General features: G+C 70.7%; 29 protein-coding genes, 1 tRNA gene and 2 pseudogenes. 21 read left to right on the top strand and 11 right to left on the bottom strand.

Annotated features, from left to right (window positions below; all coding sequences use genetic code 11):
• Nucleotides 1–8: 8 nt before the first annotated feature.
• Nucleotides 9–839, top strand: a complete 831-nt coding sequence (locus E1212_RS18590) for a hypothetical protein (RefSeq protein WP_131985150.1) — start codon at nucleotides 9–11, stop codon at nucleotides 837–839.
• A gap of 10 nt (nucleotides 840–849) precedes the next feature.
• On the opposite strand, the gene E1212_RS18585 is transcribed toward E1212_RS18590, so the two are convergent.
• The gene (locus E1212_RS18585; protein WP_275296188.1) at nucleotides 850–1,110 is read right to left on the bottom strand and encodes a DUF6458 family protein; all 261 of its coding nucleotides are present in this window, start codon (nucleotides 1,108–1,110) and stop codon (nucleotides 850–852) included.
• Nucleotides 1,111–1,192: 82 nt separating this feature from the next.
• Nucleotides 1,193–2,164 (bottom strand): COX15/CtaA family protein, encoded by a 972-nt coding sequence (locus E1212_RS18580; protein ID WP_203416987.1) that lies wholly within the window; start codon nucleotides 2,162–2,164, stop codon nucleotides 1,193–1,195.
• 902 nt (nucleotides 2,165–3,066) lie between these two features.
• Here E1212_RS18580 and E1212_RS18575 point away from each other — a divergent pair.
• Both E1212_RS18575 and E1212_RS30505 read left to right on the top strand, forming a co-directional pair.
• Nucleotides 3,067–3,561: a PH domain-containing protein gene (locus tag E1212_RS18575; RefSeq protein WP_131985144.1), complete on the top strand. Its 495-nt coding sequence runs from the start codon at nucleotides 3,067–3,069 to the stop codon at nucleotides 3,559–3,561.
• Nucleotides 3,558–4,976 (top strand): annotated as a pseudogene (locus E1212_RS30505) (PH domain-containing protein); the annotation flags it as partial. The gene E1212_RS18575 and the pseudogene E1212_RS30505, both read left to right, overlap by 4 nt.
• On the opposite strand, the gene E1212_RS31170 reads toward E1212_RS30505, so the two are convergent.
• Genes E1212_RS31170 through E1212_RS18550 form a run of 4 tightly spaced genes read right to left on the bottom strand, consistent with a single transcriptional unit; the run spans nucleotide 4,931 to nucleotide 7,715 of the window.
• The gene (locus tag E1212_RS31170) at nucleotides 4,931–5,695 is read right to left on the bottom strand and encodes an ABC transporter permease (protein WP_131985189.1); all 765 of its coding nucleotides are present in this window, start codon (nucleotides 5,693–5,695) and stop codon (nucleotides 4,931–4,933) included. The pseudogene E1212_RS30505 and the gene E1212_RS31170 overlap by 46 nt on opposite strands.
• 56 nt (nucleotides 5,696–5,751) lie before the next feature.
• Nucleotides 5,752–6,681, bottom strand: coding sequence for an ABC transporter ATP-binding protein (locus E1212_RS30815; RefSeq protein WP_131985140.1), 930 nt, complete (start codon nucleotides 6,679–6,681; stop codon nucleotides 5,752–5,754).
• Between the two features lie 42 nt (nucleotides 6,682–6,723).
• Complete coding sequence (locus E1212_RS18555) at nucleotides 6,724–6,939, bottom strand: DUF6458 family protein (RefSeq protein WP_131985138.1); 216 nt, start codon at nucleotides 6,937–6,939, stop codon at nucleotides 6,724–6,726.
• A gap of 41 nt (nucleotides 6,940–6,980) precedes the next feature.
• The gene (locus E1212_RS18550; protein ID WP_131985136.1) at nucleotides 6,981–7,715 is read right to left on the bottom strand and encodes a hypothetical protein; all 735 of its coding nucleotides are present in this window, start codon (nucleotides 7,713–7,715) and stop codon (nucleotides 6,981–6,983) included.
• A 141-nt stretch (nucleotides 7,716–7,856) separates the two neighbouring features.
• Between E1212_RS18550 and E1212_RS18545 the strand changes: the two genes are divergently transcribed.
• Genes E1212_RS18545 through def form a run of 9 tightly spaced genes read left to right on the top strand, consistent with a single transcriptional unit; the run spans nucleotide 7,857 to nucleotide 15,357 of the window.
• Nucleotides 7,857–8,603, top strand: coding sequence for a helix-turn-helix transcriptional regulator (locus E1212_RS18545; RefSeq protein WP_131985134.1), 747 nt, complete (start codon nucleotides 7,857–7,859; stop codon nucleotides 8,601–8,603).
• Nucleotides 8,600–10,012, top strand: coding sequence for a Fe-S cluster assembly protein SufB (gene sufB, locus E1212_RS18540; RefSeq protein WP_131985132.1), 1,413 nt, complete (start codon nucleotides 8,600–8,602; stop codon nucleotides 10,010–10,012). The genes E1212_RS18545 and sufB overlap by 4 nt, the downstream gene beginning before the upstream one ends.
• A gap of 47 nt (nucleotides 10,013–10,059) precedes the next feature.
• Complete coding sequence (gene sufD / locus E1212_RS18535) at nucleotides 10,060–11,319, top strand: Fe-S cluster assembly protein SufD (protein WP_131985131.1); 1,260 nt, start codon at nucleotides 10,060–10,062, stop codon at nucleotides 11,317–11,319.
• A 31-nt stretch (nucleotides 11,320–11,350) separates the two neighbouring features.
• Complete coding sequence (sufC, locus tag E1212_RS18530) at nucleotides 11,351–12,109, top strand: Fe-S cluster assembly ATPase SufC (RefSeq protein ID WP_131985129.1); 759 nt, start codon at nucleotides 11,351–11,353, stop codon at nucleotides 12,107–12,109.
• 29 nt (nucleotides 12,110–12,138) lie between these two features.
• Nucleotides 12,139–13,404 (top strand): cysteine desulfurase, encoded by a 1,266-nt coding sequence (locus E1212_RS18525; RefSeq protein ID WP_275296186.1) that lies wholly within the window; start codon nucleotides 12,139–12,141, stop codon nucleotides 13,402–13,404.
• A complete protein-coding gene (gene sufU, locus E1212_RS18520; RefSeq protein WP_131985127.1) occupies nucleotides 13,401–13,862 on the top strand; it encodes a Fe-S cluster assembly sulfur transfer protein SufU in 462 nt (153 codons plus the stop codon). The genes E1212_RS18525 and sufU overlap by 4 nt, the downstream gene beginning before the upstream one ends.
• Nucleotides 13,859–14,176, top strand: a complete 318-nt coding sequence (locus tag E1212_RS18515; RefSeq protein WP_131985125.1) for a metal-sulfur cluster assembly factor — start codon at nucleotides 13,859–13,861, stop codon at nucleotides 14,174–14,176. Before sufU ends, E1212_RS18515 begins: the two co-directional genes overlap by 4 nt.
• The gene (locus E1212_RS18510; protein ID WP_131985123.1) at nucleotides 14,173–14,808 is read left to right on the top strand and encodes an HAD family hydrolase; all 636 of its coding nucleotides are present in this window, start codon (nucleotides 14,173–14,175) and stop codon (nucleotides 14,806–14,808) included. The genes E1212_RS18515 and E1212_RS18510 overlap by 4 nt, the downstream gene beginning before the upstream one ends.
• Before the next feature lie 3 nt (nucleotides 14,809–14,811).
• Nucleotides 14,812–15,357 carry a peptide deformylase gene (def, locus tag E1212_RS18505; protein WP_131985121.1) on the top strand — a complete coding sequence of 182 codons (546 nt, stop codon included), beginning with the start codon at nucleotides 14,812–14,814 and terminating at the stop codon, nucleotides 15,355–15,357.
• Nucleotides 15,358–15,374: 17 nt separating this feature from the next.
• On the opposite strand, the gene E1212_RS18500 is transcribed toward def, so the two are convergent.
• The gene (locus tag E1212_RS18500) at nucleotides 15,375–15,962 is read right to left on the bottom strand and encodes a dihydrofolate reductase family protein (RefSeq protein ID WP_131985119.1); all 588 of its coding nucleotides are present in this window, start codon (nucleotides 15,960–15,962) and stop codon (nucleotides 15,375–15,377) included.
• A gap of 219 nt (nucleotides 15,963–16,181) precedes the next feature.
• Between E1212_RS18500 and E1212_RS18495 the strand changes: the two genes are divergently transcribed.
• The 5 genes from E1212_RS18495 (at nucleotide 16,182) to E1212_RS18475 (ending at nucleotide 19,926) form a co-directional block, all read left to right on the top strand.
• Entirely contained in the window at nucleotides 16,182–16,550 is a 369-nt protein-coding gene (locus E1212_RS18495; RefSeq protein ID WP_131985117.1) for a GntR family transcriptional regulator, read from the top strand.
• Nucleotides 16,547–17,425, top strand: a complete 879-nt coding sequence (locus E1212_RS18490; protein ID WP_131985115.1) for an ATP-binding cassette domain-containing protein — start codon at nucleotides 16,547–16,549, stop codon at nucleotides 17,423–17,425. The genes E1212_RS18495 and E1212_RS18490 overlap by 4 nt, the downstream gene beginning before the upstream one ends.
• Entirely contained in the window at nucleotides 17,422–18,165 is a 744-nt protein-coding gene (locus E1212_RS18485) for a hypothetical protein (protein WP_131985113.1), read from the top strand. Before E1212_RS18490 ends, E1212_RS18485 begins: the two co-directional genes overlap by 4 nt.
• Before the next feature lie 65 nt (nucleotides 18,166–18,230).
• On the top strand, nucleotides 18,231–19,151 hold the full coding sequence (locus tag E1212_RS18480; RefSeq protein WP_131985111.1) for an ABC transporter ATP-binding protein: 921 nt from the start codon (nucleotides 18,231–18,233) through the stop codon (nucleotides 19,149–19,151).
• Nucleotides 19,152–19,194: 43 nt separating this feature from the next.
• Nucleotides 19,195–19,926 carry an ABC transporter permease gene (locus E1212_RS18475; protein ID WP_131985109.1) on the top strand — a complete coding sequence of 244 codons (732 nt, stop codon included), beginning with the start codon at nucleotides 19,195–19,197 and terminating at the stop codon, nucleotides 19,924–19,926.
• Nucleotides 19,927–19,960: 34 nt separating this feature from the next.
• On the opposite strand, the gene yczR is transcribed toward E1212_RS18475, so the two are convergent.
• Nucleotides 19,961–21,391, bottom strand: coding sequence for a MocR-like transcription factor YczR (gene yczR, locus E1212_RS18470; RefSeq protein ID WP_131985107.1), 1,431 nt, complete (start codon nucleotides 21,389–21,391; stop codon nucleotides 19,961–19,963).
• Between the two features lie 116 nt (nucleotides 21,392–21,507).
• Here yczR and E1212_RS30810 point away from each other — a divergent pair, with 116 nt between their 5' ends.
• Together E1212_RS30810 and E1212_RS18465 are read left to right on the top strand one after the other, a co-directional pair.
• A complete protein-coding gene (locus tag E1212_RS30810; protein ID WP_275296185.1) occupies nucleotides 21,508–21,642 on the top strand; it encodes a hypothetical protein in 135 nt (44 codons plus the stop codon).
• An 86-nt stretch (nucleotides 21,643–21,728) separates the two neighbouring features.
• Nucleotides 21,729–21,802 (top strand) — tRNA-Pro (locus E1212_RS18465).
• 42 nt (nucleotides 21,803–21,844) lie between these two features.
• Here E1212_RS18465 and E1212_RS31165 read toward each other — a convergent pair.
• On the bottom strand, nucleotides 21,845–22,159 hold the full coding sequence (locus E1212_RS31165; protein WP_420814394.1) for a tyrosine-type recombinase/integrase: 315 nt from the start codon (nucleotides 22,157–22,159) through the stop codon (nucleotides 21,845–21,847).
• Between the two features lie 286 nt (nucleotides 22,160–22,445).
• On the opposite strand from E1212_RS31165, the gene E1212_RS18455 reads away from it, so the two are divergent.
• Nucleotides 22,446–22,997: a GNAT family N-acetyltransferase gene (locus E1212_RS18455; RefSeq protein WP_131985105.1), complete on the top strand. Its 552-nt coding sequence runs from the start codon at nucleotides 22,446–22,448 to the stop codon at nucleotides 22,995–22,997.
• Between the two features lie 396 nt (nucleotides 22,998–23,393).
• A complete protein-coding gene (locus tag E1212_RS18450) occupies nucleotides 23,394–24,131 on the top strand; it encodes a phosphotransferase family protein (protein WP_131985103.1) in 738 nt (245 codons plus the stop codon).
• Nucleotides 24,132–24,506: 375 nt separating this feature from the next.
• Here the strand turns inward: E1212_RS18450 and E1212_RS18445 are convergent, their stop codons facing one another.
• Together E1212_RS18445 and E1212_RS31160 are read right to left on the bottom strand one after the other, a co-directional pair.
• On the bottom strand, nucleotides 24,507–24,932 hold the full coding sequence (locus E1212_RS18445; protein WP_131985101.1) for a hypothetical protein: 426 nt from the start codon (nucleotides 24,930–24,932) through the stop codon (nucleotides 24,507–24,509).
• Nucleotides 24,933–25,013: 81 nt separating this feature from the next.
• Nucleotides 25,014–25,297: pseudogene (locus E1212_RS31160) on the bottom strand (helix-turn-helix domain-containing protein); the annotation flags it as partial.
• Between the last annotated feature and the right edge of the window lie 488 nt (nucleotides 25,298–25,785).

Genomic DNA, 25,785 nt, shown 5'->3' with positions numbered 1-25,785 from the left:
GTCCGGACGTGCGTGAGAGCATCGTCGCCGTGACTCCGCTGCCGTGGCCGCCGGAGTGGCGCCGTCCACCTCTCGGCGGCTGGCTCGGCGCGGTCGTGTTCGGCCTTCTCGCGCTCGTCCTGGTGCCGGTCGGCATCCTCGCGCTGACGGCGGGCCACCGGGTCGGCGCGGCGGTGATCGCGGCGATGCTGCTGGTCCTCGCGCCCGTCGCCGCCGGCACCCGGCCGCGCCGCCGCGAATATGCCGTCGAGGAGGTCTCGCTCGAGGTCGCCGGAGTACGGCAGACCGGCGTGCGGGTTCCCGTGCGACCGGCGTCGCCGCTGGTGAGCCTGGCGCTGGCGATCCTGGGGTTGGCGATCACCGGGCTCGGGGTGGCGGCGTTCGTCATCGCGGCGGTGCGCGGCGAGTGGTCGGCGCTGCTCGGGTTCGTGGTCCTGCTGGTCATCGGATCGGTGCTGCTGCTCGGCGGCATCGTCGGGCTGGTCACCTCGCGCAGGCGGCTCGGACTGGACCTGACGCCGTCGCACCTCGTGGTGGGGCTCGGCGGCGACCCCGTCGTGTTGACGTGGGAGCAGGTGGCGCGCATCGGCACGTCGTCGGTCCGGTACGGGCTGGGCGCTGCGGCTCGGCCGGTGCAGAACTGGCTGACGGTGGTGACGCGCGAGCCCGTGGACGTGGCCGCGGCGATCCCGGCCGATCGGCTCGGCGCCGACCCGGTGCTGGTCTACCACACGCTGCGGTACTACCTCGACAACGCCGACGCCCGCCCCGAGTTCGGGACGGGCGCGGCGGTTCGCCGGCTGGCGGCCGGCGAGGTCGTGGTGCAGCCGGGACGCTGATCCTGCGGGATCAGAGGGGGTCGATGTCGTTGCGACGCTCGCGACGCTCGACATACTCCGTGGTGGGCGGGCGCTCGACGTACTCCGTGCTGCGCGTGCGGCCGCGCGTACGCATCGACGTGACCATCACAGATACCACGATGGCCAGGGCACCGACGCCGGTGAGCACCCAGCCGATCATGCTGAGATCGAAGTCGGACAGCCGATCTCGAACACCGAGCGCCAGGATCAGGCCCAGTGCCATCAGGAAGACTCCAAGGCCGATACTCATGTTCGACACTCCTCCGAAGGGGCAGCATTGTGCCTGGGAGGTACCCGGCCGCCGGATCAGCAAACGGGACGTCGCAACCTGGTCAGCGCGAGGGCAGCCAGCGTGTCGCGAGCCAGGCGTCGGTCGCGGCCATCACCAAGAGCGCCGCCCCGAGCATGTGCAGGCCGACCAGCAGTTCCGGCAGCTCCAGGCGATACTGCACCAGCCCGATGAGGCCCTGCCCGAACTCCACGGCCAGCAGGACGGCGGCAGCGGTGGCCGCGCGGCCCGGGGAGCCGACCGCCCGGGCGGTGAACCAGAACCCGACCGAGATGCCGATGAGCACCAGGACGGAGTCGGCGTGCACCTGCGTCACGACGGCGACGTCGAGTCCGGTGCGCTTCGAGTCGGGGTCGCCGGCGTGCGGGCCGCTGCCGGTGACCACGGCGCCCAGGTAGACCGCGATCGCGGTGACGACGAGCGTGAGCAGGCCGAGCCGCTCCAGCCACGGCTGGCCGACCCGGCCGGGCACGGCGCCCAGCGGCCGCTGCGTACGTCTGACCAGCACGGTCGCGACGCCGACCAGCGCGGCCGACACCAGGAAGTGGAACATCACGACCCACGGGTTCAGGTCGGTCCAGACGGTGATGCCGCCGATGACCGCCTGCGCCGGCACGACGCCGAGCAGCACCGCCGACAGGACGACCAGGTCGCGGCGCGGCCGGTCCGAGGTCAGCGTGCGCAGGACGGCGACCAGCATGAGGAACGCGACCGCGCCCACGACGAACGTGAGCATCCGGTTGCCGAACTCGAGGGCCCCGTGCATCCCCATCTCGGGCGTCGCGGTCAGCGAGCCCGCCGTGCAGTGCGGCCAGTCCGGGCAGCCGAGCCCCGAGTCGGTGAGCCGCACGGCCCCGCCGGTCACGATGATGCCGGCCTGCGTGACCAGCGAGGCGACGGCCAGCTTGCGCAGCGTCGCCTCCGACGGCAGCGGCAGCCACCGCACGAGCCGCGCGGCTCGGCCCGGCTGCCGGCCGGGCGCCGGCGCCGGGCTCGTGGGGACGGTCGTGGTCACCACGTCATGGTAGGGACCCGGCACCGGCCGACGATCTCGGGGGCGGGTCGGTTCCCCACAGGTGGGGGGTTCTGTCAAGGCTCAGGCGTAAGCCCGTTCGCGGTCGGCGTTAGCCCGCTGGTTAGCCCTGAGCCGTCTTCGGCCGATCTCGCGGGTAGCCCTGATGCGGGCAAACGCCCTCCTCGTGCGGGCAAAGCCGGAATCGGTCGCGGCGGGTCGATTCCGTTCTAGCGTCCGGTCCATGACCTCTCGATCCGCTCGTCCCCGCACTGCCGTGGCGTCGGCGGCCGCCGCACGGGCGCCTGTCGCGCTGGCGGCCACCGCAGTGCTCGCTGCCGCGCTCGTGTTGGTGGGCGCGGCGCCGCTCGGCGGCAAGCGCTCCGCCGCGCGAGGGCCGGCGCAGGAGGTGGCGCTGGAGGCGACGCCGGGGGCGGTACAGCCGTCGGCGTCGGCGGAGATGATCGTCGGCGCGGAGTCGCGGCCCCAGGCGGGGGAGCGGGTCGCCGTCGCCGTCGCGCTCGCGGAACGTGAGGCCGCTGGCCGCGGCGTGTGCCGCTGCTACGACGGTCGCGAGCCCGCGCCCGCCGCCGGGCCAGGGGCCCGGGACGTCGGGCCACGGGCCGCGGGGCCACGGGCCGCCGGGCCGGGGGCCGCCGGGCCAGGGGCCGCCGGGCCACCGGCTGCGGGCCACCCTCGTCACCTCGCATGGGGAGTGGTCAGGCCCGGGGTCCTGCCGCCCGCCGCGACCGCGTGGTTCGCCCCAGTTCGGTCGCCTCGGCGTGACGGCTCGGATAACGTGCGACTGCGGGCCGGTCATGATCGCCGCGAGTGTCGCCGCGGGCGCGCCGGCGAGCTCCGGCGCCGGGCCTGCTCACTGCGACGACCTGCGGGAGGCTACGGACATGAGCGGCGGCACTCGGCTGCGACCGCCCCGGCACTGGCTCGACCAGCGCGTGAGGGCCTGGTGGCGCGCCCAGGTGGCGGTGCTGACGGCCGTCGTGGTGGTCCCGTTGCTGATCCTCGGCCTGCTCATCGCGCCGGCCCGGCCGTGGTTCCTGGTGCCGGCGGCGGTGCTCGCGGTCCTCGGCATGGCGGGGCTCGTGCTGCTGCCACCGTGGTGGTACCGCATCCACCGCTGGGAGGTCACCGACCAGGCCGTCTACACCCGCGGCGGGGTCCTGTGGCAGGTCTGGCGGGTGGCGCCGATGTCGCGCATCCAGACCGTCGACACCGCGCGCGGCCCGCTGCAGCGGGCGTTCGGGCTGTCGACCGTCACCGTGACCACGGCGTCGTCGGCGGGGGCGGTCAAGATCGAGGGGCTCGACCACGAGCAGGCGGCCGACCTCGCCGAGGAGCTCACCCGCATCACGCACGAGACTCCGGGCGACGCGACATGAGCGAGCCCCCTCCGGCCCACGATCACCCGGCCGGCTCCGCCGCCACCCACGAGCCCGGCTCCGTCGCGGGCCGCGCGCCCGACTGGCTGACGCTGCACCGCGACACCGTGAAGGTCACCGCCATCTGGGTGCTCGGCATCGCGCTGGCCACCGGCGTCCCCGTCGTCATCGGGGTCGGTTCCGGCGTGTCGTACGGCATCGCGCTCGCCTTCGTCCTTCCGGCGGTCGTCCTGGCGGTGGCCGGCGGCGCCGTCGCCGACTACGTGCGCTGGCGGCACACGCGATACCGCGTCACGCCGACGCGCATGGAACTCCACAAGGGCTGGCTCTTCACGTCGAAGCGCTCCCTGGCGCGCGAACGCATCCGCACCGTCGACCTCTCCGCTGAACCGGTGCAGCGGATGTTCGGGCTGGTGAAGGTCAGCATCGGGACCGGCGAAGGCCTCGAGGCCACCGGGCCGGGGCAAGCGCGGCAGACGCTCGTGCTCGATCCCGTGGGCCGCGACGAGGGCGAACGGCTGCGGGCGCTGCTGCTCGATCGGGCCGCCGCTCCCGCCGACGGCACCGCGCCCGGGGTGCGCACCCTGGCGAGCTGGAACCCGGCCTGGCTGCGGTTCGCGCCGCTGTCGTTCTGGACGTTCGCGGTGGCCGGCGCCGCGGTCGGCGGCATCTTCCAGGTGCTCGACTGGTCGGGCCGCGAGAACCTCCCGGTCGACGTCACCCGCGACGTCGTCGAGCGCATCGGCGCCACGCAGACCCTGCTGCTGTTCGCCGGGGTGTTCGTGCTGGTCGGAATGGTCGCAATGCTGGCGCTCACGCTCGAGGCGTGGTGGAACTACCGGCTCGAGCGCGAGCCCGGCGGCACTCTGCGGGTCCGGCGCGGCCTGCTGACGACCAGGTCGGTCAGTCTCGAGGAGCGGCGGGTCCGCGGTGTCGAGATCGTCGAGCCGCTGGGGGTCCGGTCCGCAGGCGCCGCCCGCGTCGACGTCGTGACGACGGGCCTGCGCACCGACGCGAAGTCCGAGGCGAAGACGCTGCTGCCGGCGGCGCCGGTGACGGTGGCAGCCTCGGTCGCGGCGGCGGTCGCCGGCGTTCGGCCCGGCGGCCGTCTGACTCCGCACCCGCTGGCGGCACGGAGCCGGCGGCTGCGCTGGGCGTTCTCGGCCGACGTCGTGCTGGCGGGCATCATCGTCTGGCTGGCGTCGGGCTCGCCGGTGCGGACCTTCTGGGCGGTCGTGCTGACGATGCTCGCGGCCGGTCTGTGCGTCGCGCTGGTCATGCTGGCGCACGACTCCTACCGCTCGCTCGGCCACGATCTCGACGACGACTACCTGGTCGCCCGCAAGGGCAGCGTCCGCAAGGCGACGGTCTACCTGCAGCGGCAGGGCATCATCGGCTGGCGGGTGAGCCAGTCCGTGTTCCAGCGCCGAGCGGGGCTCATGACCCTCACCGCGACCACGGCCGCCCATGCCGCCAGTACGGCGACCGACCCCCACGGCAGGCCGTCGCCGTCGGCGAGCACCGAGCGCAGGCCGTCCGCCAGCGCCCCCGTCGGCGTCAGCTCGACGACCGCCCGCACACCGGACGGGAAGCCGGACAGCGGGATCACCACGCCACCCAGCACCAGCAGCAACAGGTACACGAGGTTCGCCGCCGCCAGCGTCGCCTCCGCGCGCAGCGTCCCCGCCATCAGCAGGCCCAGTCCGGCGAAGGCCAGCGTCCCCGCGATCAGCAGCACCACCACCGGCACGGCCGACCCCGACGGCCGCCAGCCCAGCGCCAGCCCGAGCCCGCACACCAGCGCCACCTGCAGCGCCTCGACCACCAGCACCGTCAGCGCCTTGGCCAGCAGCAACGCCCACCGGGGGAGCGGCGACGCCGCCAGCCGCTTCAGGGCGCCGTACCGGCGCTCGTAACCGGTCGCGATCGCCAGCGACGTGAACGCCGTCGACATCACGCACAGCGCCAGGATCCCCGGCACCAGGAAGTCCACCCGCGAGTACGACCCCGTGTCGAACACCGGCGCGGCCGTCAGCAGCCACAACAGCACCACCGGGATCGCGGCCGTCAGCAGCAGTTGCTCGCCGTTGCGCAGCAGCAGCCGGATCTCGAACAGCGCCTGTGCGACCAGCATCCGCCCGACCGGCGCGGCACCCGGCGCCGGCGCGAACACCGACGGCGACGACTCGCTCACGGCGCCGACCTGCCCGCGCCGATCAGCTCCAGGTACACGTCCTCCAGCGACCGGTGCCCGACCTGCAGGCCCTCGGCCAGGATGTCGTTGGCCGCGCACCAGGACGTCAGCGTCGCCAGCAGCCGCGGATCCACGACGGCCGCCACCTCGTACGCGCCCGGCGTCACCTCGCGCACCACCGCGCCGTCCGGCAGCGCCGCCCGCAGCGACGCGACGTCCAGCCGCGGCGGCCCGCCGAACCGGATGACGTCGTCGGAGACGCCGCTGGTCAGCTCCGCGGGCGTCCCCTCGGCCAGCACCCGGCCGGCGTCGACGATCACCACGTGGTCGGCCAGCCGCTCGGCCTCGTCGATGAGGTGCGTCGTCAGCACGACGGTGACGCCGGCCGACCGCAGCTCGGCGAGCAGCGCCCAGGTGGACCGGCGGGCGGCGGGGTCGAGCCCGGCCGTCGGCTCGTCCAGGAACACCAGCTCCGGCCGGCCGACCAGCGCCGCCGCCAGCGCGACCCGCTGCCGCTCACCGCCGGAGAGCCGCCGCAGCGGCGCCCGCAGGTCGCCCAGCCCCACCCGCGACATCAGCATCGCGACGTCCAGCGGGTGCGCATGCAGCCGGGCCAGGTGCGTGAGCAGCTCGGCCGGCCGCGCGCCGGGGTAGAAGCCGGCCCCCTCCTGCAGCATCACGCCGACCCGCGGCCGCAGCGCGGCACCGTCGCGCGACGGGTCGAGACCCAGGACGCGCACCACCCCGGAGTCGGGGCGGCGGAAGCCCTCGCAGATCTCGATGGTGGTGGTCTTGCCGGCGCCGTTGGGCCCGATGACGGCGGTGATGCTCCCGGCCGCGACCCGCAGCGACAGCCCGTCGACGGCGCTGACCGTGCCGTAGCGCTTGACCAGAGAGGAGATCTCCACGGCCGGTGCTGCGCTCATCCCGCGATCCTCGCACGACCAGGGCACCCGGCCGACAACCGGTCAGACCTCGCCCACGTCGTCCTGCTCGTCGACGACCTCGGGCTCGCGCGCCGCCCGCGCCGGGCCCACGACGAACGCCAGGGAGAAGATCAGCAGGCCGACGCCGGTCAGGATCCAGCCGATGACGCTCAGGTCGAACGTGCCCACGCGATCGCGCACGCCGAGCGCCAGGATCAGCCCCAGCGTCATGAGGAAGATGCCACGGCCAAGGGTCATGCCCGACGACATACCCCCACCCGACCCGCACAAACGACGGCTCAGGAGGCGGCCGGCCCAGTGCGCGGGGCGTCGCGCGGCCCGCCGTGGCGCCAGGCCTCCGCCGGCACCCGGTCGAGCACGTCCGCGATTGCGTCGAGCCTGGTCAGCAACCGGTCGGGGGTGAGGTGCCCGCCGTCCCACGCGATCATGTCGGTGCCGCTCAGGCGCCACTCCCAGACCGGCCCCTCGACCAGGCGCTGGACGACGAGCGGCTGCAGCACCGTCGCCGCGAACAGCGGGTCGGCGCAGGCCACGTGGAAGCGCCGCCCGAACTCGCTCCCTGCGGGCCCGGCGCCCCCGGCGGTCTCGGGCACCTCCGCACCCGGCAGGTCCAGCACCCGCGCCAGCGCTCCGGCGACGGCGTTCTGCCTGGTCACGGCGAAGTCCGGTACCGCGCCGGGCAACGGAACCACCACCACCAGGTGCCGGTGCGGGATCGCGGTCTTCGCCGAGGCCGACGGCGTGACCTCGTAGAGGTACTCGAACCCGGTGAACTCGCGGCCCCGGTGTGTCCCGCGGACGACGGGGCGCGCGACCCCGCCCCCGGGGTGGAACGGGGGACCGGGCCAGCGCCGCGTCAGCCCGCCGTCGGACGCGGTCAGCTGCCAGCCGCGCGAGCGGACGAACCCGCGCAGGTCGGCCACGCGCCGGCGGGCGGCGAACCGCGCGTACTGCACGACGACGAGCACGCCCGCGGCCAGCGCGGCGAAGAGCAGGACGACCAAGGCCTCCACGAAACGATCACCACCTCGACGACGGCATACCCGTCCGCTTCGCATCCAACCGGGTCCGACCGTGAAGGTAAGGCTGGCCTGCGTGACGCATCGCACGGCGAGGAGGTTGTGACGGCGCATGAAAAAGAGCACGATGGTGTTGTGAAATACGTGCGCGACGCTGCCCGGGCACCGGGGGACGACCCCGGCGTCCAGGAGGCGCATGCGCGCACCCGCGAGCGGGTCGCTCGCTCCATCCTCGAGAACGGCCCGTCGACGGCGGCCGCCCTGGGCGAGCGCCTCGGGCTGACCCCGGCAGCGGTGCGGCGCCACCTCGACACACTGCTGGCCGAGGGCGTCATCGAGTCCCGCGAGGAGCGAGTCTACGGCCACCGCGGGCGGGGGCGTCCGGCGAAGGTCTTCGTCCTCACCCCGGCCGGTCGCGACGCGTTCGAGCAGGCCTACGACGACCTCGCGGTCGGCGCGCTGAGGTTCCTCGCCGAGACCGGGGGCGAGCACCTGGTCGCCGAGTTCGCGCGTCGCCGGATCGCCGACCTCGAGGACCGGTACCGGCCTATCATCGAATCGGTACCTCCGGAGCAGCGCGCGGCCGCGCTCGCCGGCGCCCTCAGCGCCGACGGCTATGCCGCCTCGGCTCAGGCCTCGCCGGTCACCGGCGAGCAGCTGTGCCAGCACCACTGCCCGGTGGCGCACGTCGCCGAGCAGTTCCCGCAGTTGTGCGAGGCCGAGACTGAGGCGTTCGCCCGGCTGCTCGACACCCACGTCCAGCGCATCGCCACCATCGCGCACGGCGAAGGGGTCTGCACCACGCACATCCCCCGCAGCGGCAGCGCCGCGGGAACCACAGGAAAGCAGAACGAGTCCGCGGAGAGGATCTCCCACATATGACCACCACCGCTCACCCCGAGCTCGAGGGCCTGGGTCGTTACGAGTACGGCTGGGCCGACAGCGACACCGCCGGCGCGGCCGCGAAGCGCGGGCTGAACGAGGACGTGGTCCGTGGGATCTCCGCCCTCAAGAACGAGCCCGAGTGGATGCTCGAGACCCGGCTCAAGGCGCTGCGGCTGTTCGACAAGAAGCCGATGCCGACGTGGGGCGCCGACCTCTCGACCATCGACTTCGACAACATCAAGTACTTCGTCCGGTCGACGGAGAAGCAGGCGGCCTCGTGGGAGGACCTCCCCGAGGACATCAAGAACACCTACGACAAGCTCGGCATCCCCGAGGCCGAGAAGCAGCGTCTGGTGTCCGGCGTCGCCGCGCAGTACGAGTCCGAGGTCGTCTACCACAAGATCCGTGAAGACCTCGAGGAGCAGGGCGTCATCTTCCTCGACACCGACACCGGTCTCAGGGAGCACCCCGAGCTGTTCAAGGAGTACTTCGCCTCGGTCATCCCGGCCGGCGACAACAAGTTCTCCGCGCTGAACACCGCGGTCTGGTCCGGCGGCAGCTTCATCTACGTGCCGAAGGGCGTGCACGTCGACATCCCGCTGCAGGCCTACTTCCGCATCAACACCGAGAACATGGGTCAGTTCGAGCGGACGCTGATCATCGCCGACGAAGACTCCTACATCCACTACGTCGAGGGCTGCACCGCCCCCATCTACACGTCCGACTCCCTGCACAGCGCGGTCGTCGAGATCGTGGTGAAGAAGGGCGCGCGGGTTCGCTACACGACCATCCAGAACTGGTCGAACAACGTGTACAACCTGGTCACCAAGCGCGCCACGGCCGCCGAGGGCGCCACCATGGAGTGGATCGACGGCAACATCGGCTCCAAGATCACCATGAAGTATCCGGCCATCTACCTCATGGGCGAGCACGCCAAGGGCGAGACCCTGTCGCTGGCGTTCGCCGGCGAGGGCCAGCACCAGGACTCCGGGTCGAAGATGGTGCACATGGCGCCGAACACCTCGAGCTCCATCGTGTCGAAGTCGGTGGCCCGGGGCGGCGGCCGCACCTCGTACCGCGGCCTGGTGCAGGTCATGCCGCGTGCCAGCCACTCCGCCAGCACGGTGCGCTGCGACGCGCTGCTGGTCGACACCATCTCGCGGTCGGACACCTACCCGTACGTCGACATCCGCAACGACGACGTCTCCATGGGCCACGAGGCCACCGTCTCCAAGGTCAGCGAGGACCAGCTCTTCTACCTGATGAGCCGCGGCCTGACCGAGGAGGAGGCCATGGCCATGATCGTGCGCGGCTTCATCGAGCCCATCGCGCGCGAGCTGCCCATGGAGTACGCGCTGGAGCTGAACCGGCTGATCGAGCTGCAGATGGAGGGCGCGGTCGGCTGACGCCGCCGCCCGAAGCCAGCAGCCCGAGACCCCACGAGAGAGAGCAGATGACCACCGCTAACATTCCGGCCTCGACGGAGGAGCGTGCCTCGGCCGGTACAGCTCAGCAGGCCCAGCACGGCCTCACCGAGCACTCGCACGGCGCCGGTGCGCCGGACCACGGCGGGAGCGCCTTCGACACCGTCGCCTCCTTCGACGTCGCCGACCACGTCGTGCCGCGCGGCCGCGAAGAGGAGTGGCGCTTCACGCCCATGGCGCGGCTGCGCGGCCTGCACGACGACGCCCCGCTCGACGGCCACGACTACGAGGTCAGCGTCGATGCCGACCCGCGCGTCGTCGTCGAGACCGTCGAGGCCACCGACCCGCGCCGCGGCTCGTCCGGCTACGTGCCGAACGACCGCCCCAGTGCCCGGGCCTGGGCCGAGGCGGACAAGGTGCTGGCCATCACGGTCCCGGCCGACGTCGTCGCCGAGAAGCCGACCGTCGTGCGGCTGCGCGGCCTCAGTGCCGAGAAGGCCGCCGCCGGCCACGTCGTCATCACCGCCGAGCGGTTCAGCCAGAGCGTCGTCGTCCTCGAGCACGAGGGCTCGGCGGCCTTCGCCGACAACATCGAGATCGTCACGCACGACGGCGCCAGGCTCACCCTGGTCAGCCTGCAGGACTGGGCCGACGACTCCGTGCACCTGTCGCACCACCACGTCAGCGTTGGCCGCGACGCCGTCGTCAAGCACGCCGTGGTGAGCTTCGGCGGCGACCTCGTGCGCACGTCGGTCACCCTCGACTACGCCGCTCCCGGCGGCGACGCCGAACTGCTCGGCCTGTACTTCGCCGACAGCGGCCAGCACCTCGAGAAGCGCCTGTTCGTCGACCACAACCAGCCCAACTGCCGCAGCAACGTCCTCTACAAGGGCGCGCTGCAGGGCGCGAAGGCGCACACGGTGTGGATCGGCAACGTGCTCATCCGGCCCGCTGCCGAGGGCATCAGCACCTACGAGCTCAACCGCAACCTGGTGCTGACCGACGGCGCCCGCGCCGACTCCGTCCCGAACCTCGAGATCGAGACCGGCGAGATCGAGGGCGCCGGCCACGCCAGCGCCACCGGCCGGTTCGACGACGAGCAGCTGTTCTACCTGATGGCCCGGGGCATCCCGGCCGACGAGGCCCGCCGGCTGGTCGTGCGCGGCTTCTTCACCGAGCTGATCAACAAGATCGGCGTACCGGAGATCGCCGAGCGGCTGACCGCCACCGTCGAGCGCGAGCTCGCACTGGGCGAGGGCCTGCCGGCCGCCACGTCGACGACGCACTGACCACCGAGAACACCCGAGAGGCATCGAGAGAATGAGCACCCTGGAGATCCGCGACCTGCACGTCTCCGTCGAGACCGAGGCTGGCCCCAAGGAGATCCTGCGCGGCGTCGACCTCACCGTGAACAGCGGCCAGACGCACGCCATCATGGGCCCCAACGGCTCGGGCAAGTCGACCCTGGCATACTCCCTGGCCGGGCACCCGAAGTACACCGTCACCAGCGGCGAGGTGCTGCTCGACGGCGAGGACGTGCTGGCCATGTCGGTCGACGAGCGGGCCCGCGCCGGCCTGTTCCTGGCCATGCAGTACCCGGTCGAGGTGCCGGGCGTGTCGGTGTCGAACTTCCTGCGCACCGCCAAGACCGCGGTCGACGGCGAGGCCCCGAAGCTGCGTACCTGGGTCAAGGACGTCAAGGAGGCCATGGACAAGCTGGCCATCGCCGACGACTTCGCCGAGCGCGACCTCAACACCGGCTTCTCCGGCGGCGAGAAGAAGCGCCACGAGATCCTGCAGCTGGAGCTGCTCAACCCGAAGTTCGCCGTGCTCGACGAGACCGACTCCGGCCTCGACATCGACGCGCTGCGGGTCGTGTCCGACGGCGTCAACCGCTTCACCGCGGGCGGCGACAAGGGCGTCCTGCTGATCACGCACTACACGCGGATCCTGCGCTACATCAAGCCCGACTTCGTGCACGTCTTCGTCGCCGGCCGGGTCGCCGAGGAGGGCGGCTCGGAGCTGGCGGAGAAGCTGGAGGAGAAGGGCTACGTCGACTACGTCGGCACCCCTGCCTGAGCCGCCAGCACCGACATCGAGGAGCCACCGTGAGTACACCGCACAGCCCGCTGGACGTGGATCGGGTCCGCAAGGACTTCCCGATCCTCGAACGGCGGCTCGCCGGTGACCGGCCGCTGGTCTACCTCGACTCCGCGAACACCTCGCAGAAGCCGATGGCCGTCCTCGACACCCTCGCCGAGCACTACACGCGGCACAACGCCAACGTGGCGCGTGCCGTGCACCAGCTCGGCGAGGAGTCGACAGCGGCCTACGAGGGCGCCCGCGACAAGCTCGCCGCGCTGATCAAGGCGCCGAGCCGCGACGAGATCATCTTCACCAAGAACGCCTCCGAGGCGCTCAACCTGGTGGCGCACACGCTGGCCAGCGGCCTGGCCGACGACCCGCGCTACCGCCTCGGGCCGGGCGACGAGATCGTCGTCACCGAGATGGAGCACCACTCGAACATCGTGCCGTGGCAGCTGGCGGCGAAGCGGACCGGCGCGGCGTTCCGCTGGTTCGGTCTGACCGACGACGGCCGCCTCGACCTGTCGACCATCGGCGAGCTGATCAACGAGCGGACGAAGATCGTCTCGCTGGTGCACCAGTCGAACAGCCTCGGGACGGTCAACGACGTCGCGACGGTGGTCGCGCGGGCCCGCGAGGTGGGCGCGCTGGTGCTGCTCGACGCCTCGCAGTCGGTGCCGCACCAGAGTGTCGACGTCAACGAGCTGGGCATCGACCTGCTCGCCTTCACCGGCCACAAGATGGTCGGCCCCACGGGCATCGGCGTCCTGTGGGGGCGCCGCGAGGTGCTCGACGGGCTGCCCCCGTTCCTCGGCGGCGGCGAGATGATCGAAACCGTCGCCATGACGGGGTCGACGTTCGCCCCCATCCCGCACAAGTTCGAGGCCGGCACGCCGCCGATCGCGCAGGCCATCGGCCTGGGCGCGGCGGTCGACTACCTGACCGGCATCGGCCTGGACCGCATCCACGCCCACGAGCAGGCCGTCACCGCGTACGCGCTGGAGCGACTGCGTGGTGTCGACGGCGTGCGCATCATCGGCCCCGACTCCATGGAGTCGCGCGGCGGGACGGTGTCGTTCGTCGTCGACGGCGTCCACCCGCACGACGTCGGCCAGCTCCTCGACGAGCAGGGCGTCGCCGTCCGCGTCGGACACCACTGCGCGCGGCCGGTCTGCGTCCGGTACGGAATACCCGCGACCACCCGAGCGTCGTTCTACCTGTACACGACGTTCGACGAGATCGACGCGCTCGCCGACGGTCTCCATCAGGTGAAGAGGTTCTTCGGGTGAGCGACAGTCTGTACCAGGAGATCATCCTGGACCACTACAAGCACCCGCACGGGCGCGGGCTGCGCGAGCCGTTCGGCGGCGAGGCGCACCACGTCAACCCCACGTGCGGCGACGAGATCACCGTCCGGGTCGCGCTCGACGGCTCGACCATCACTGACGTGTCCTACGAGGGGCAGGGCTGCTCCATCAGCCAGGCCTCGGCGAGCGTGCTGCACGAGCTGCTGACCGGGTCCTCGGTCTCGGACGCGTTCGCCGTCGAGCAGACGTTCGTCGAGCTGATGCAGGGCAAGGGGCAGATCGAGCCCGACGAGGACGTGCTCGGCGACGGCATCGCCTTCGCCGGCGTCGCCAAGTACCCGGCCCGGGTCAAGTGCGCGCTGCTGAGCTGGATGGCTTTCAAGGACGCGACGGCGCGGGCCATGGCCGGCCCCGTCACCGTTGAGGAGGATGCACGATGACCACCACCGTCGACCTCGAGGACCTCAAGGAGGCCCTCCGCGACGTCGTCGACCCCGAGCTGGGCATCAACGTCGTCGACCTCGGCCTCATCTACGGCGTCACCGTCGACGAGCAGAACGTCGCCACCGTCGACATGACGCTCACCAGCGCCGCCTGCCCGCTGACCGACCTCATCGAGGAGCAGGCCGCGGCCGCGACCGACGGGCTGGTCAGCGAGCTGCGCATCAACTGGGTATGGATGCCGCCGTGGGGGCCGGACAAGATCACCGACGAGGGACGGGAGCAGCTCCGAGCGCTCGGCTTCAACGTATGAGCACGCCCGAGGCGGTCGTCTTCGATCTCGGTGGCGTCCTGGTCGACTGGGACCCGCGGTACCTGTACCGGACGCTGCTGCCGTCGGAGGAGTCGGTCGAGCGGTTCCTGGCCGAGGTCACGACGCCGTCGTGGAACGCTGAGCAGGACGCGGGCCGGACGTGGGCCGATGCGGTGGCGTCGCTGTCGGCCTCGTTTCCGGAGCACGCTGAGCTGATCGCCGCCTACGACGAGCGGTGGATCGAGACCATCGGCGGGCCCATCGAGGGCACCGTCGAGCTGCTGCGCGAGCTGCGCTCCGGTGGCTCGGTGGGACTGTACGCGCTGACCAACTGGTCGGCGGAGAAGTTCCCGCTGGCCCTGGAGCGGTTCGAGTTCCTGTCCTGGTTCGAGGGCATCGTGGTATCGGGGACCGAGCGGCTGGTGAAGCCCGACCCGCGGATCTTCCAGCTGCTGCTCGACCGCTACGGCCTCGACGCGTCGTCGACCGTCTACATCGACGACAACCCGCCCAACGTCGACGCCGCCACGGAGCTGGGCATGACCAGCCTGCACTTCACCGGCCCCGACCGGCTGCGCGACGAGCTGTCGCAGCTGGGGCTGGTCGCATCTGATCGTTCATCCGAGGAGTAAGAGATGGCCGTCCGCCCGATCCGCCTGTTCGGCGACCCGGTCCTGCGCACCAAGGCCGAACCCGTGGTCGACTTCGACCGCGAGGTCCAGCAGCTGGTCAACGACCTGATCGACACCATGCGGGCCGCACCGGGCGCCGGCCTCGCCGCCCCGCAGATCGGCGTCTCCCTCCGCGTCTTCACCTACGACGTCGACGACGTGGTGGGTCACCTCATCAACCCGTCGCTCGAGCTGTCCGAGGAGGAGCAGTTCGGCCCCGAGGGCTGCCTCTCCCTCCCCGGCCTCGAGTACGACTGCCGCCGCGCGTTGCGCGTGGTGGCGCACGGCTTCAACATGTACGGCGACCCGGTCGCCATCGAGGGCTCCGACCGCCTGGCTCGCGCCATCCAGCACGAGACCGACCACCTCGACGGTGTGCTGTTCATCGACAAGCTCGACCGCGAGGCCCGCAAGGCCGCCATGAAGGTCATCCGCGAGGCCGACTGGGCGGGGGAGCCGGAGCCGGTCATCAAGGACTCGCCGCACGCCACCTTCGGCCACGCCATCTGATCGGGCTGGCGCGAGTCTCACGCCGTCGGGCGGGCGTCGTAGCGCAGCAGCACGAGCTGGGACTCGCCGAGTCGCCGCACGTCCAGGAGCCGCAACGGCGTCCGCTGCCCGCCGTCCCAGATGGGGGTCCCGCCGCCGAGGAACGCCGACCCCACCAGCAGGTGGACCTCGTCGACCAGGCCGGCCCGCAACAGTGACGTCCACAGCGTGCGGCTACCGAACGTGAGGATGTCGCCGCCCTCCTGCTCCTTCAGCGCCGCGACGACGGCGGGCGCCTCGGCCCGCGGCACGAACCGGGAATCGCCCCAGGGTGACGACGGCGCCGGGGCCGGCCGGTCGGACACGACGACCTTGTCGACCGCCGTCATCCGCCGCGAGATCTCCCGCTCCACCTCCCGCACCTCCGGCTGCGACGCCACCGGGGGCCAGTACGAGCGGAACCCGTCGTACGAGGTGCGACCGAGCAGGACGGTCGACGCCGCCCGCAGGCGCAGGGCGTTGTAGTCGTCGAAGGTGTCGTCGAACGGCATGGCCATCACGTCCTTGCCGGGTCCGTCGTAGTAGCCGTCGGCCGAGACGATGTTCGTGACGATGAGCGGGCGCATGAGGTGCTCCTTCCACGTAGTGACACAGTCACCAGGGCAGAGACACCCGATGCGCCGGATTCATCGGTCCGCCGCGGAGAAGCCGTACGAGCCGTCCACTGCCAGGTGTGTACGAAGGCGCACGCGGCGAGCCAGGCGCTGCCTTGGTTGCGTTCGTTGGTTCGCCGGTGTTACGGTTCATTAGTGAAGTAAAGAACCTAGGAACCGGAGGGGGTGCGCATGTTCGACGACCGGAGCCCGATCTATCACCAGATCGCGGAGTCCATCAAGAACGACATCCTCAGCGGCGAGTTGGGAGCTGACGAGCAGGTGATGTCCACCAACCAGTACGCGGCGTACTACCGCATCAACCCGGCGACCGCCGCCAAGGGGTTCCAGCAGCTGGTCGACGAGGGCGTCCTCTACAAGCGGCGGGGGATCGGGATGTTCGTCAGCCCCGACGCCCGCGACATGCTCCTGGCGCAGCGGCGCGAGCACTTCTTCGCCGACGTGGTCGAGCCGATGGTGGCCGAGGCCCGCGTCATCGGCATCCCGCTCGACGACGTCGTCGCGCGCATCCACTCGTTGAAGGCCGAGGAGTCCGCATGAGCGGCATCGAGATCCAGAACCTCACGGTCCGGTACCCCGGCGACGTCACGGCGATCGACGACCTCACGCTGAAGCTCGAGGGCGGCAAGATCTACGGCCTGCTCGGCCGCAACGGCTCGGGCAAGACCACGCTGATGTCGCTCATCGCCGCGTACCGCCGGGTCACCGAGGGGACCATCCTCGTCGACGGCCAGGAGCCGTTCGAGAACGAGGAGCTCACCCAGCACATCTGCCTGGTCCGCGACAGCGGCGACGTCGTCGTCGACGGCGACAGCGTCAAGGGCACCCTGCGCCGGGCGCGCCGGTTCCGGCCGTACTGGGACGAGGAGTTCGCGCAGCGGCTGCTCGACACGTTCCAGCTGCCGTCGAAGCGCGGCGTCGCCAAGCTCTCGCGCGGGCAGAAGTCGGCGCTCGGGATCACGGTCGGGCTCGCGTCGCGGGCACCGCTGACCATGCTCGACGAGGCCTACCTCGGCATGGACGCGCCGTCGCGGTACGCGTTCTACGACATCCTGCTCGAGGACTACATCGAGAACCCGCGCACGATCATCCTGTCGACCCACCTCATCGAAGAGGTCGGGCGGCTGTTCGAGCAGGTCGTCATCATCGACCGCGGCCGGCTGGTGGTCCACGACGACACCGACTCGCTGCGCATGCGCGGCGCCGCCGTCGTCGGACCCGCCGTCGCCGTCGACGACTTCACCACCGGCATGACGATCCTCGGCGAGCAGCGGCTCGGCGGGACGAAGTCGGTCACCGTCTACGGCGAGATCGACCCGGACGCGCGCGCCGTCGCCGCCGACTGGGGCCTGGAGCTATCGCCGGTCGCGCTGCAGGACCTGTTCGTCCACCTCACGAAGGGAGACCCGGCATGAGCTCGTCGCTCACGTACCGCCGCGCCCGGGCGTCGTTCCAGGACCTGGCGAAAGGCCTGTCGGTGTCTGTCCTGTGGTTCGTCGTGATCGTCGCCGTGATCTTCCTGGTCATCGGCATGCTCGTGCAGCTGACGACGAACGGGGGCGGCGAGGCCAGCGAGAGCATCTGGGAGAACTCCGCCTACGCGACGCGGTACTTCCCGCTCTCGATGGGCATCGTCATCACCGCCGCCTACCTGCCGGTGGCCATCGCGTCCGGCGTGACGCGGCGCAGCTTCGGCTGGGCCGGCACGGCCACCGTCATCGCACTGGCCGGCGTCATGGCGCTGCTCGAGGCGGGCGGCTACCTGATCGAGTACGGGCTGTACCGGCTGGCCGACGAGGTGCCGACGTTCACCACGCCGCACCTGTTCACCGAGGGCTACCAGTTCTGGATCATCGTCCCCGAGGTCTGGATCGTCGTCGCCGCCAACGTCGCCGCCGGCTGGCTCATCGGCTCGGCCTACTACAAGTGGAGCTGGTTCTGGCCGACGATCTGCCTGCCGCTCCTGCTGCTCCCGATGCTGGCCGTCGAGGCGGTCATGTCGGTCGGCTGGGCCGGCGCGGTCATGGAGAACCTCGACATCGAGCGGCTGCCCGACGGTGTCGCGGTCCTCGTCGCGCTCGGGTTGCTGGCGCTCACCCTCGCGGGCATCCAGCGCTTCGTCCGCACCATCGACCTCCGGCCGCAGAAGGCCTGACGGCGTCACCGTCACCCACCGACTCCACCCACTCTCCGCAGTTCCGCAGGAAGGACGGCTTTGCCATGCCCATCATCGAGGTGCGCAACCTGCACAAGGCGTACGGCTCCACCGTCGCCGTCGACGACGTCTCGTTCGAGGTCGAGGAGGGCGAGATCTTCGGGATCCTCGGCCCCAACGGCGCCGGCAAGACCACCACCGTCGAGTGCATCGAAGGACTGCGGCGGCCCGACGGCGGCAGCGTGAGCGTGCTGGGCCTCGACCCGATTCGCGACCGGATGGACGTGCGCCGGGTGCTGGGCGCGCAGCTGCAGGAGAGCGAGCTGCCCGAGAAGCTCACCGCCGCCGAGGCGCTGGACCTCTACGCCTCGTTCTACCCGTCGCCTGCGAACCCGGCCGAGCTGCTCGACGACCTCGGGCTCGCCGACAAGGCCGGCACCCGGTTCGAGAAGCTGTCCGGCGGCCAGAAGCAGCGGCTCTCCATCGCGCTGGCGCTGGTCGGCAACCCGCGCATCGCCGTGCTCGACGAGCTCACCACCGGTCTCGACCCGCAAGCACGGCGCGACACCTGGCAGTTGATCGAGCAGGTCCGGGCGCGCGGCGTCACGATCATCCTGGTCACCCACTTCATGGACGAGGCGGAACGGCTCTGCGACCGGCTCGCGCTGATCGACGGCGGCCGGGTGGCGGCCATCGACAGCCCGGCCGGGCTGATCTCCCGGGTGTCGACGGAGCAGACGCTGCGGTTCCGCCCGTCGGCGCCGCTGGACGAGGCCGTCCTCACCGCCCTGCCCGACGTCACCGCCGTCAGCCGCGAGGGCGCCCACTACGTCGTCACCGGCACCGGCAACCTGCCGTACACCGTCATCACCACCCTGGCCGCGCACGACGTCGTCGCCGCCGAGCTGCGCATGGACCAGGCCAGCCTCGAGGACGCCTTCGTCGCGATGACCGGCCGCTCGTTCGAGCCGCAGATCGCGGCCTGACACCGTCGGCCCCTCGCGTCGCGAACCGGATCGGAGACCTCTGATGTCCACCCTGACCAAGATCACTACCGTCGAGTCCAAGCTGTTCCTGCGTGACTCCACGTCGGCCGTCATGACTTTCGCCGTCCCCATCGGCATCCTGGTCGTCTTCGGCTCGATCGGCTTCACCGAGGGCGACGACGAGAACAACGTGAGCGCCGGCTTCCTGCCGGTCCTGTCGCTGGCCCTGGCGGCGGCGATGCTCGGGCTGAGCGTGTTGCCGACCGTGCTCGCGACCTACCGCGAGAAGGGCATCCTGCGGCGGCTGTCGACGACGCCGGTGCACCCGGTCAACGTGCTGGCGGCGCAGCTGCTGGTCAACCTGGTCGCGGCGGTCGGCGCGGCGGTCGTCGTGCTGGCGCTCGGCGCGGTCTCGTTCGACATCGGCATGCCGGAGAACCCGGTCGGGTTCCTGCTCGCCTTCCTGCTGATGGCGTCGTCGCTGTTCGGGCTCGGCCTGCTGGTCGCGGCCCTGGCGCCGACCGGCAAGGCGGCGACGTCGATCGGCATGCTGCTGTTCTTCCCGAGCATGTTCTTCGCCGGCGTCTGGACGCCCGGCGACCTGATGCCCGAATGGGCGCGGCCCGTGCGCGACGTGTCACCGCTGGGCGCCGGCATGGAGGCCATGCAGTCCGCGTGGGACGGCCACTGGCCCGGCGCGACGAACATCATCGCGCTGCTGGTCGTGACGGTGGTCGCGGCGGCGGTGTCGGCGAAGGTGTTCCGCTGGGAGTGAGCTGTCTCGTCGGGTGTGCCCGGCCGGCGTCGTCTCAGACGACGTCGGCCAGGTGCGGTGCCGCCCGTCCCGCCGGGAGCGCGGGGAGTGACTGCGCGGTGTCCGCGAGCAGGTGGACGCCGCGGGTCAGCTGGTCGACGGGGCCCGTGTAGGGGATGCGGATGAACCGCTCGAACGCGCCGTCGACGCCGAACCTGGGTCCCGCGATGATGCTGACGCCCCTGGTCAGGCCGAACAACGCGAGCGCGGAGCTGATGGGTGCGCCGAGCCCCAACCAGAGCGAGGTGCCGCCGTCGGGCACGGGGACATCCCACTGCGGCAGCCGCTCTCTCAGCTCCCGGGTCAGGACGTCGCGGTGGTGGCGCAGCTGGGCGATGCGCCGCTGGACGAGGGCGTCGTAGTCCTCGAACACCTCGGCGGCCACGAGCTGCTCGAGCTCCGGCGTCCCGAGGTCGCCGGCCGCCCGCGCCGCGTGCAGCGAGCCGATGACGTCGTCGTCCGCCCTGATCCACCCGATGCGCAACCCGCCCCAGACACTCTTCCCGAGCGACCCGACGGTGAGTGTCCTGACGCCATCGGCGCGTGCGGCGAAGGGGACGTCCGTCCAGCCGCGCCCGAGGTCGAGGTCCGCGGTCGTCTCGTCGATGACGAGGACGGTGCCGGCTCGTCTCGCTCGTTCCACGACGTCGCTTCTGACGTCGGGGGGCATGGAGGCGCCGGTCGGGTTGTGGAAGTCGGGGATCAGGTAGGCGAGTGACGGCCGCACCCGCTCGAATGTGTCGCGCAGCCGGTCCGGATCCCATCCCGCGCTGGTCACGGGCGTGGTGACGAGCCGCCCACCGGACAGCCGGAACGCGTCGAGCGCGTGCGGGTAGGTCGGCGACTCGACGAGGACGCGGTCGGCCTGGCGCACGAACGTCCGCGCGATGAGGGCGAGCGCATGCTGCCCGCCGAGGGTGATCATGATCTGGCCGGGTGTCGTCGGCAGGTTCCTGCTCGAGTAGTGCTGCGCGATGCGGTCGCGCAGTGCCGGGCTGCCGATGAGGTCGAATCCGGTCTTGCTGAGGACCTGCGGCAGGTGCTGTGTCGCCCGCTGGATGATGGTCTCGAGACCGCTGATCGCGGCCGGTGCCGCCCGCGCGAAGTCGACGAGGTGCGTCTGCGGACTGGTGGTGGGCGGGTTCGCATGATGGGGGAGCGCGACGACGCTGCCCGACCCGCGCTGGCTGACGAGGTGGCCGGTGTTCTTGAGCGCCCCATAGGCCGAGACGATCGTGGTGCGGCTCTTCTCGAGCGTGTCGGCGAGTTCTCTCTCGGCGGGCAGCTTCGTACGGCTCGGGATGCGGCCGTCGATGATGAGCAGCCGGATGCGGTCGGCGAGCGCCTGGTAGGCGCTCTGACCGCTCGTCTCCCACTCGCCGAGCAGCGTCTTGAGGTCCTTGGGGCCGAGCCTGCCGCCGTCCATCGGTCCAGTCTTCCACGATTGGCCTCTTGTTGAGAAGAGTGGACTGGTGTTCTGTGGAAGTGGATTCGTGATTGGTCTGCTTGTGTCGTGCGTTCCGGGGTGACGAGGTGTTGGTCGTGGGTGTGGTTCTGGTCGTGACGCTGCTGCTTCTGGCGTGGGCGCTGGCCGCCGGCATGTGGGCCGCTCAGCACGGGGACGTGCGGGCGCAGCCCTTCCGGTCCGATTACGACAGCCGGCGGCCCCGGCCCTAGCTCGGGTCGGGTCGGTGGGTGTCCGGAGCGGTGGTTCGGAGGCGGTACACTGTTCATCGCTCCGCAGCACGCAGGCGGAGCGGCCACGGGCTGTGGCGCAGCTTGGTAGCGCACTTGACTGGGGGTCAAGGGGTCGCAGGTTCAAATCCTGTCAGCCCGACTGGAATTGGAGCCTCGTTGACGCAGGTCAGCGGGGCTTTTTTCACGCCCGGAGCTGCCGCCCACCACGCGGAGCTGCGGCGGCTTTGGACCAGGCTTGGACCACCAGGCCGAGAACGACTCCCCAGCGGCCCGCAACGCGGACAGGTCCGGGTGCAGGTAGCGCGAGGTCACGTCGGGGGACTAGGTGCCCCGCGACCTTCTGCAAAACGTCGAGCGAGACCCCGGCGTCGGCCATCCACGTGAGCGCGGTGTGCCGCAACCCGTGCCGGACCAACGTCGGGTGCCCGAGCCGCGTCGCCAGCTCCGACCACTTGGTGGCGTCCGCGGAGGGTCGCGGTGGTGATGACGCCGCCACGAGGGACACCGCCCGACCGAATCGTTGCAGGACCGGCTGCAATCTGCGGGTCACGAGCCGATGTGACCTGTCCCGCTCCAAGCGGCTGGCTTGTCCGCAAGCCAGCCGTCCTCACAGCGCCTGACCACCTCATCCCGCCCCGGCCCGGTGCCGTGAGTGGCTTGTCGCGGGTGATGCGTGACCCGTCGTGTGTCGGTAGATCCTTGACACTGCCGCCGCGCGCATCGCGGCCGAGCGTGGGAGCAATTGGGCGGCACGGGACGCTGACCACAGCGACAATCGACACGTGACAGAGCAGTTGCCCTCCTGGCCGACCACGCCACCGGCCTACGGTTCAGTCGTCTTGCGTGAATTCACCGACAAGGACGCACACCTCGCTATCGAGCTGGGGGACGACCCTTACATCCCCCTCATCGGCAGCCTGCCCGCGCTCCCGACAGCCCAGCAGGCTCTGGAGTGGATCCATCGGCAGCGCGATCGGCTCACCGAAGGAATCGGACTGTCCTTCGCCATCGCCGAGGCCGAGTCCGACAACGCCGTCGGCGCGATCGGATTGTGGCTTCAGAACCTGTCGGCTGGCCGCGCGACAGCGGGCTACTCGGTGGTTGCCGCGCACCGGGGCCGCGGCATCGGCAGCAGCGCATTGAGGGCGCTCACCACGTTCGCTTGGACCATTCCCGCCCTGCACCGGATCGAGCTGTACATCGAACCGTGGAACAACAGCTCAATCCACGTTGCCGAGGCGTCGGGATATCAGCGAGAGGGACTGCTCCGCAGCCACCAGGAGATCGGAGGGATCCGGCGCGACATGCTCCTCTACGCGACAACGCGGCCTTGACGCCTCTTGGCAGGTCCGTGCGCTTCTGGGCGTCAACCATCAGCTGACACAGATCCGTCAAGAATCAGGTCAGTCAAAGCAGCCCGGTGCGGTGAGTGTTCCCCGACATCTGATGCGCGACAGTTTCCTGCCAGCTGATCTGCGACAGGCTAGGTGTCTGGCGACCTACTTGAAAGCGCCGGCCACCGCACGGATCTGCCGATGTGAGCGAGTCGGCTGAGGGGCCCGCCTATGAGCGGGATTCGTCCCCCGATGCCAAGGGACGCGGGTTCTCTACCCCGTCAGCGGTCGGTGACGTGCAGGAAGTACGCCGGGCAGCGGGTCGCGGTCGCTGCGCGCGGTCGCACGCGACAAATCCCGGTGAGGTTGATGGTCATCCGCGCAATAATCGCCGACGTGGATGAGGTCGAGGTCGTCGTCGCGCATAGCCAGCGCGCGACCTTGCGCGTTGGTGACGTGTTCCTGAAGGTCGACGCTGATCAGACCAACACCGACGTCGAGGTCGAGGCGATGGCTTTGGCGCCGATCCCGACTCCGGAGGTGCTGTGGCGAGAGCCGCCCGTACTCGCGCTCGCCGCCCTCCCGGGGACGGCACTCGGTCGCCTCGGCGAGCCGTCGACTGCGTCGCCGGCGGCGTGGGCCGCAGCGGGTGCCGCCGTACGGATGCTGCACGACGCGCCGCTGCCGCCATGGTCCGGTGAGAGCGTCGACGAGATCGCATCGCACCTCGACGCCGAGTGCGAGTGGCTCATCGCGAGCGGCACCCTTCCGAGCGACCTGGTCACGCGCAACCGCCAGGTTGCCCAGGCCGCGCTCCGGCCGTGGACACCGGTGTTCACGCACGGGGACCTGCAGATCACCCACGTATTCGTCGACGGTGACAATCTCACCGGCGTGATCGACTGGTCCGAGGCGAACCAGGGCGACGCGATGTACGACCTCGCCATCCTAACGCTCGGACACGAGGAGCGCCTTGACGACCTCCTCGCCGGCTACGGCACCGACGTCGACCTCGACGTGATCCGCGGATGGTGGTCGTTGCGAAGCCTCGGAGCGTCCCGCTGGCTGGTCGAGCACGGCTTCGACCCATCCTCCCCAGGCTGCGAGTTCGACGTACTGAGATCCCGCATGTAAGACATCCGGCCAGCTGCGATCGGCGCGATCGTGCCGATCGCGCGGAGCTGTCGCACGCAGCGGGATTGGTCCTACTCGTTTCAACCTGTGAGGACACGAATCTCCCAGTCGTGACCGGGTCAGGGGTCTATTGCGCGGCGAGCAGCCGGCGCACCGTCAGGCGGGTGGATCACTTCTCGCCCGCTCATGCCGCATCCGCGCGCTTCCGACTGTCGCACATCACCTGGCGGACGACCGTCGCGCATCACCCGACGGAGGACAGCCCGGTGCCGTGAGTGCCTTGACGCGGTTGATGGTTGACGGTTCTGTGTCGGCTGATCCTTGACGGTCGGCCTTGGTCTCTGGGTGGTGGTCCGCGGCCACCTGGTTGTGATGCTAGGGAGTGGGACCGCTGAGGGCCAGATCGACTTGTGGGTGTTGGACTGTGATCGCGCCCCACTCGCCGCGGAGTTCCCAGCTCGATGGCCCGGCCGGTTGGAAGGTGTCGATGTTGCCCAGGTCGGGGGTTGCGGAGAGGTTGACAGCGGGTCGGGCACCGCTGAGCTGATAGTCGATGGGAGCGGTGCTGCGGATCTGGAGATCTGCGAGGGCGTAGCAGTACTGCTCGCCCGGCTTCGGCGGTTGGTGGTTGGGATGTTCGGCGGTGAGGACGGCCTCGATCCTGAAGGTCACGTCGTGTTCGGCGGGGAAGATGCTCAGGACCCACGAATCTTCCAGGTAGACGTCACGCAGTGACGGGAAGGCCGCGTAGTAGTGAGGTGTCACCGGTTCCTGGTCCTCTGGGTTGTCGGTGCTGGTCATCGGTTGCTCGCGGTGCTGCGTGGCGATTGGCCTTTGATGCTACGCACGGCCTGTGTGGTGGTGCGGCGCACGACGCGGGTGTCGCCGTCGTCGAGCTCCGCTTCGCACCCACCGCGGATGCTCTCGCCTCATCTCCGCGACCGCGATCTCCACCACCGAGGTGACCTGATGCGGACACTCCTTCGGCCGGTGCGACCGATCCGCCAACCCGGCGATCCCCTCGGACAGATACCACCCGATCCAGGTATGCACCGACTGCCGCGACACCCCGGCCCGCACGGCCACCTCGACCACGCTCGCCCCGCCAGCACCGCCCGGACCGCGTCCAACCGCTGCTCGACAACCGACAACGCAACCAGCGCCAATCCCGGCCTCCCGCCACGACGATGCCCGCGGAACATCGTCGACAAGGACGGCCGATCTCGCGGCCGGGTGTCAAGCATCAACCGATACGCGACTGTTAAGCATCACCCGCGACAGCACAGCCCGGTGCCGTGAGGCGCTGTGAGAACTTACTTTACTTCGTTTCAAGGCGGCTCGCTGGCGCTCGCCGCAGCGCCCTCCCGGCTGCGTCGGGCGTGCGGCCTAGCGGCCGTTCCGGGCGCACCGTACGGGCGGCGCAACGCGACCGGGCCGGTGACAAAGCACGAGCATGTCTCACTGTCACCGGCCTGGTGATCCAACGACCGGTACGACCGGTGACGTCCCGCGGAGTGGTGGAGTTGGTCAACACCGTGCGGGTCAGTGGGTTAGATCATGCCGTCATGAGCTCGGGTTTGGCCACCACCTCTTCTGTCGTGGGCGGGGTGAGTAGTGCCATGGAGGTCTCGGAGAGATAGCGACGCTCGGCGGC

This window comes from Jiangella ureilytica (assembly GCF_004348545.1).
GTDB lineage: Bacteria > Actinomycetota > Actinomycetes > Jiangellales > Jiangellaceae > Jiangella > Jiangella ureilytica.
The sequence above is the reverse complement of the archived record's forward strand: the minus strand, read 5'-3'. Positions and strand labels throughout refer to the sequence as shown.

Bases quoted from the DNA above. Each gene is read 5' to 3' on its own strand.
- E1212_RS18585 (WP_275296188.1), bottom strand. From the start codon at position 1,110: ATGAGTATCGGCCTTGGAGTCTTCCTGATGGCACTGGGCCTGATCCTG.
- E1212_RS18575 (WP_131985144.1), top strand. From the start codon at position 3,067: ATGAGCGGCGGCACTCGGCTGCGACCGCCCCGGCACTGGCTCGACCAG.
- E1212_RS31170 (WP_131985189.1), bottom strand. From the start codon at position 5,695: ATGCTGGTCGCACAGGCGCTGTTCGAGATCCGGCTGCTGCTGCGCAAC.
- E1212_RS30815 (WP_131985140.1), bottom strand. From the start codon at position 6,681: ATGAGCGCAGCACCGGCCGTGGAGATCTCCTCTCTGGTCAAGCGCTAC.
- E1212_RS18555 (WP_131985138.1), bottom strand. From the start codon at position 6,939: ATGACCCTTGGCCGTGGCATCTTCCTCATGACGCTGGGGCTGATCCTG.
- sufB (WP_131985132.1), top strand. From the start codon at position 8,600: ATGACCACCACCGCTCACCCCGAGCTCGAGGGCCTGGGTCGTTACGAG.
- sufD (WP_131985131.1), top strand. From the start codon at position 10,060: ATGACCACCGCTAACATTCCGGCCTCGACGGAGGAGCGTGCCTCGGCC.
- sufC (WP_131985129.1), top strand. From the start codon at position 11,351: ATGAGCACCCTGGAGATCCGCGACCTGCACGTCTCCGTCGAGACCGAG.
- E1212_RS18515 (WP_131985125.1), top strand. From the start codon at position 13,859: ATGACCACCACCGTCGACCTCGAGGACCTCAAGGAGGCCCTCCGCGAC.
- E1212_RS18510 (WP_131985123.1), top strand. From the start codon at position 14,173: ATGAGCACGCCCGAGGCGGTCGTCTTCGATCTCGGTGGCGTCCTGGTC.
- def (WP_131985121.1), top strand. From the start codon at position 14,812: ATGGCCGTCCGCCCGATCCGCCTGTTCGGCGACCCGGTCCTGCGCACC.
- E1212_RS18500 (WP_131985119.1), bottom strand. From the start codon at position 15,962: ATGCGCCCGCTCATCGTCACGAACATCGTCTCGGCCGACGGCTACTAC.
- E1212_RS18495 (WP_131985117.1), top strand. From the start codon at position 16,182: ATGTTCGACGACCGGAGCCCGATCTATCACCAGATCGCGGAGTCCATC.
- E1212_RS18490 (WP_131985115.1), top strand. From the start codon at position 16,547: ATGAGCGGCATCGAGATCCAGAACCTCACGGTCCGGTACCCCGGCGAC.
- E1212_RS18485 (WP_131985113.1), top strand. From the start codon at position 17,422: ATGAGCTCGTCGCTCACGTACCGCCGCGCCCGGGCGTCGTTCCAGGAC.
- E1212_RS18480 (WP_131985111.1), top strand. From the start codon at position 18,231: ATGCCCATCATCGAGGTGCGCAACCTGCACAAGGCGTACGGCTCCACC.
- E1212_RS18475 (WP_131985109.1), top strand. From the start codon at position 19,195: ATGTCCACCCTGACCAAGATCACTACCGTCGAGTCCAAGCTGTTCCTG.
- yczR (WP_131985107.1), bottom strand. From the start codon at position 21,391: ATGGACGGCGGCAGGCTCGGCCCCAAGGACCTCAAGACGCTGCTCGGC.
- E1212_RS18445 (WP_131985101.1), bottom strand. From the start codon at position 24,932: ATGACCAGCACCGACAACCCAGAGGACCAGGAACCGGTGACACCTCAC.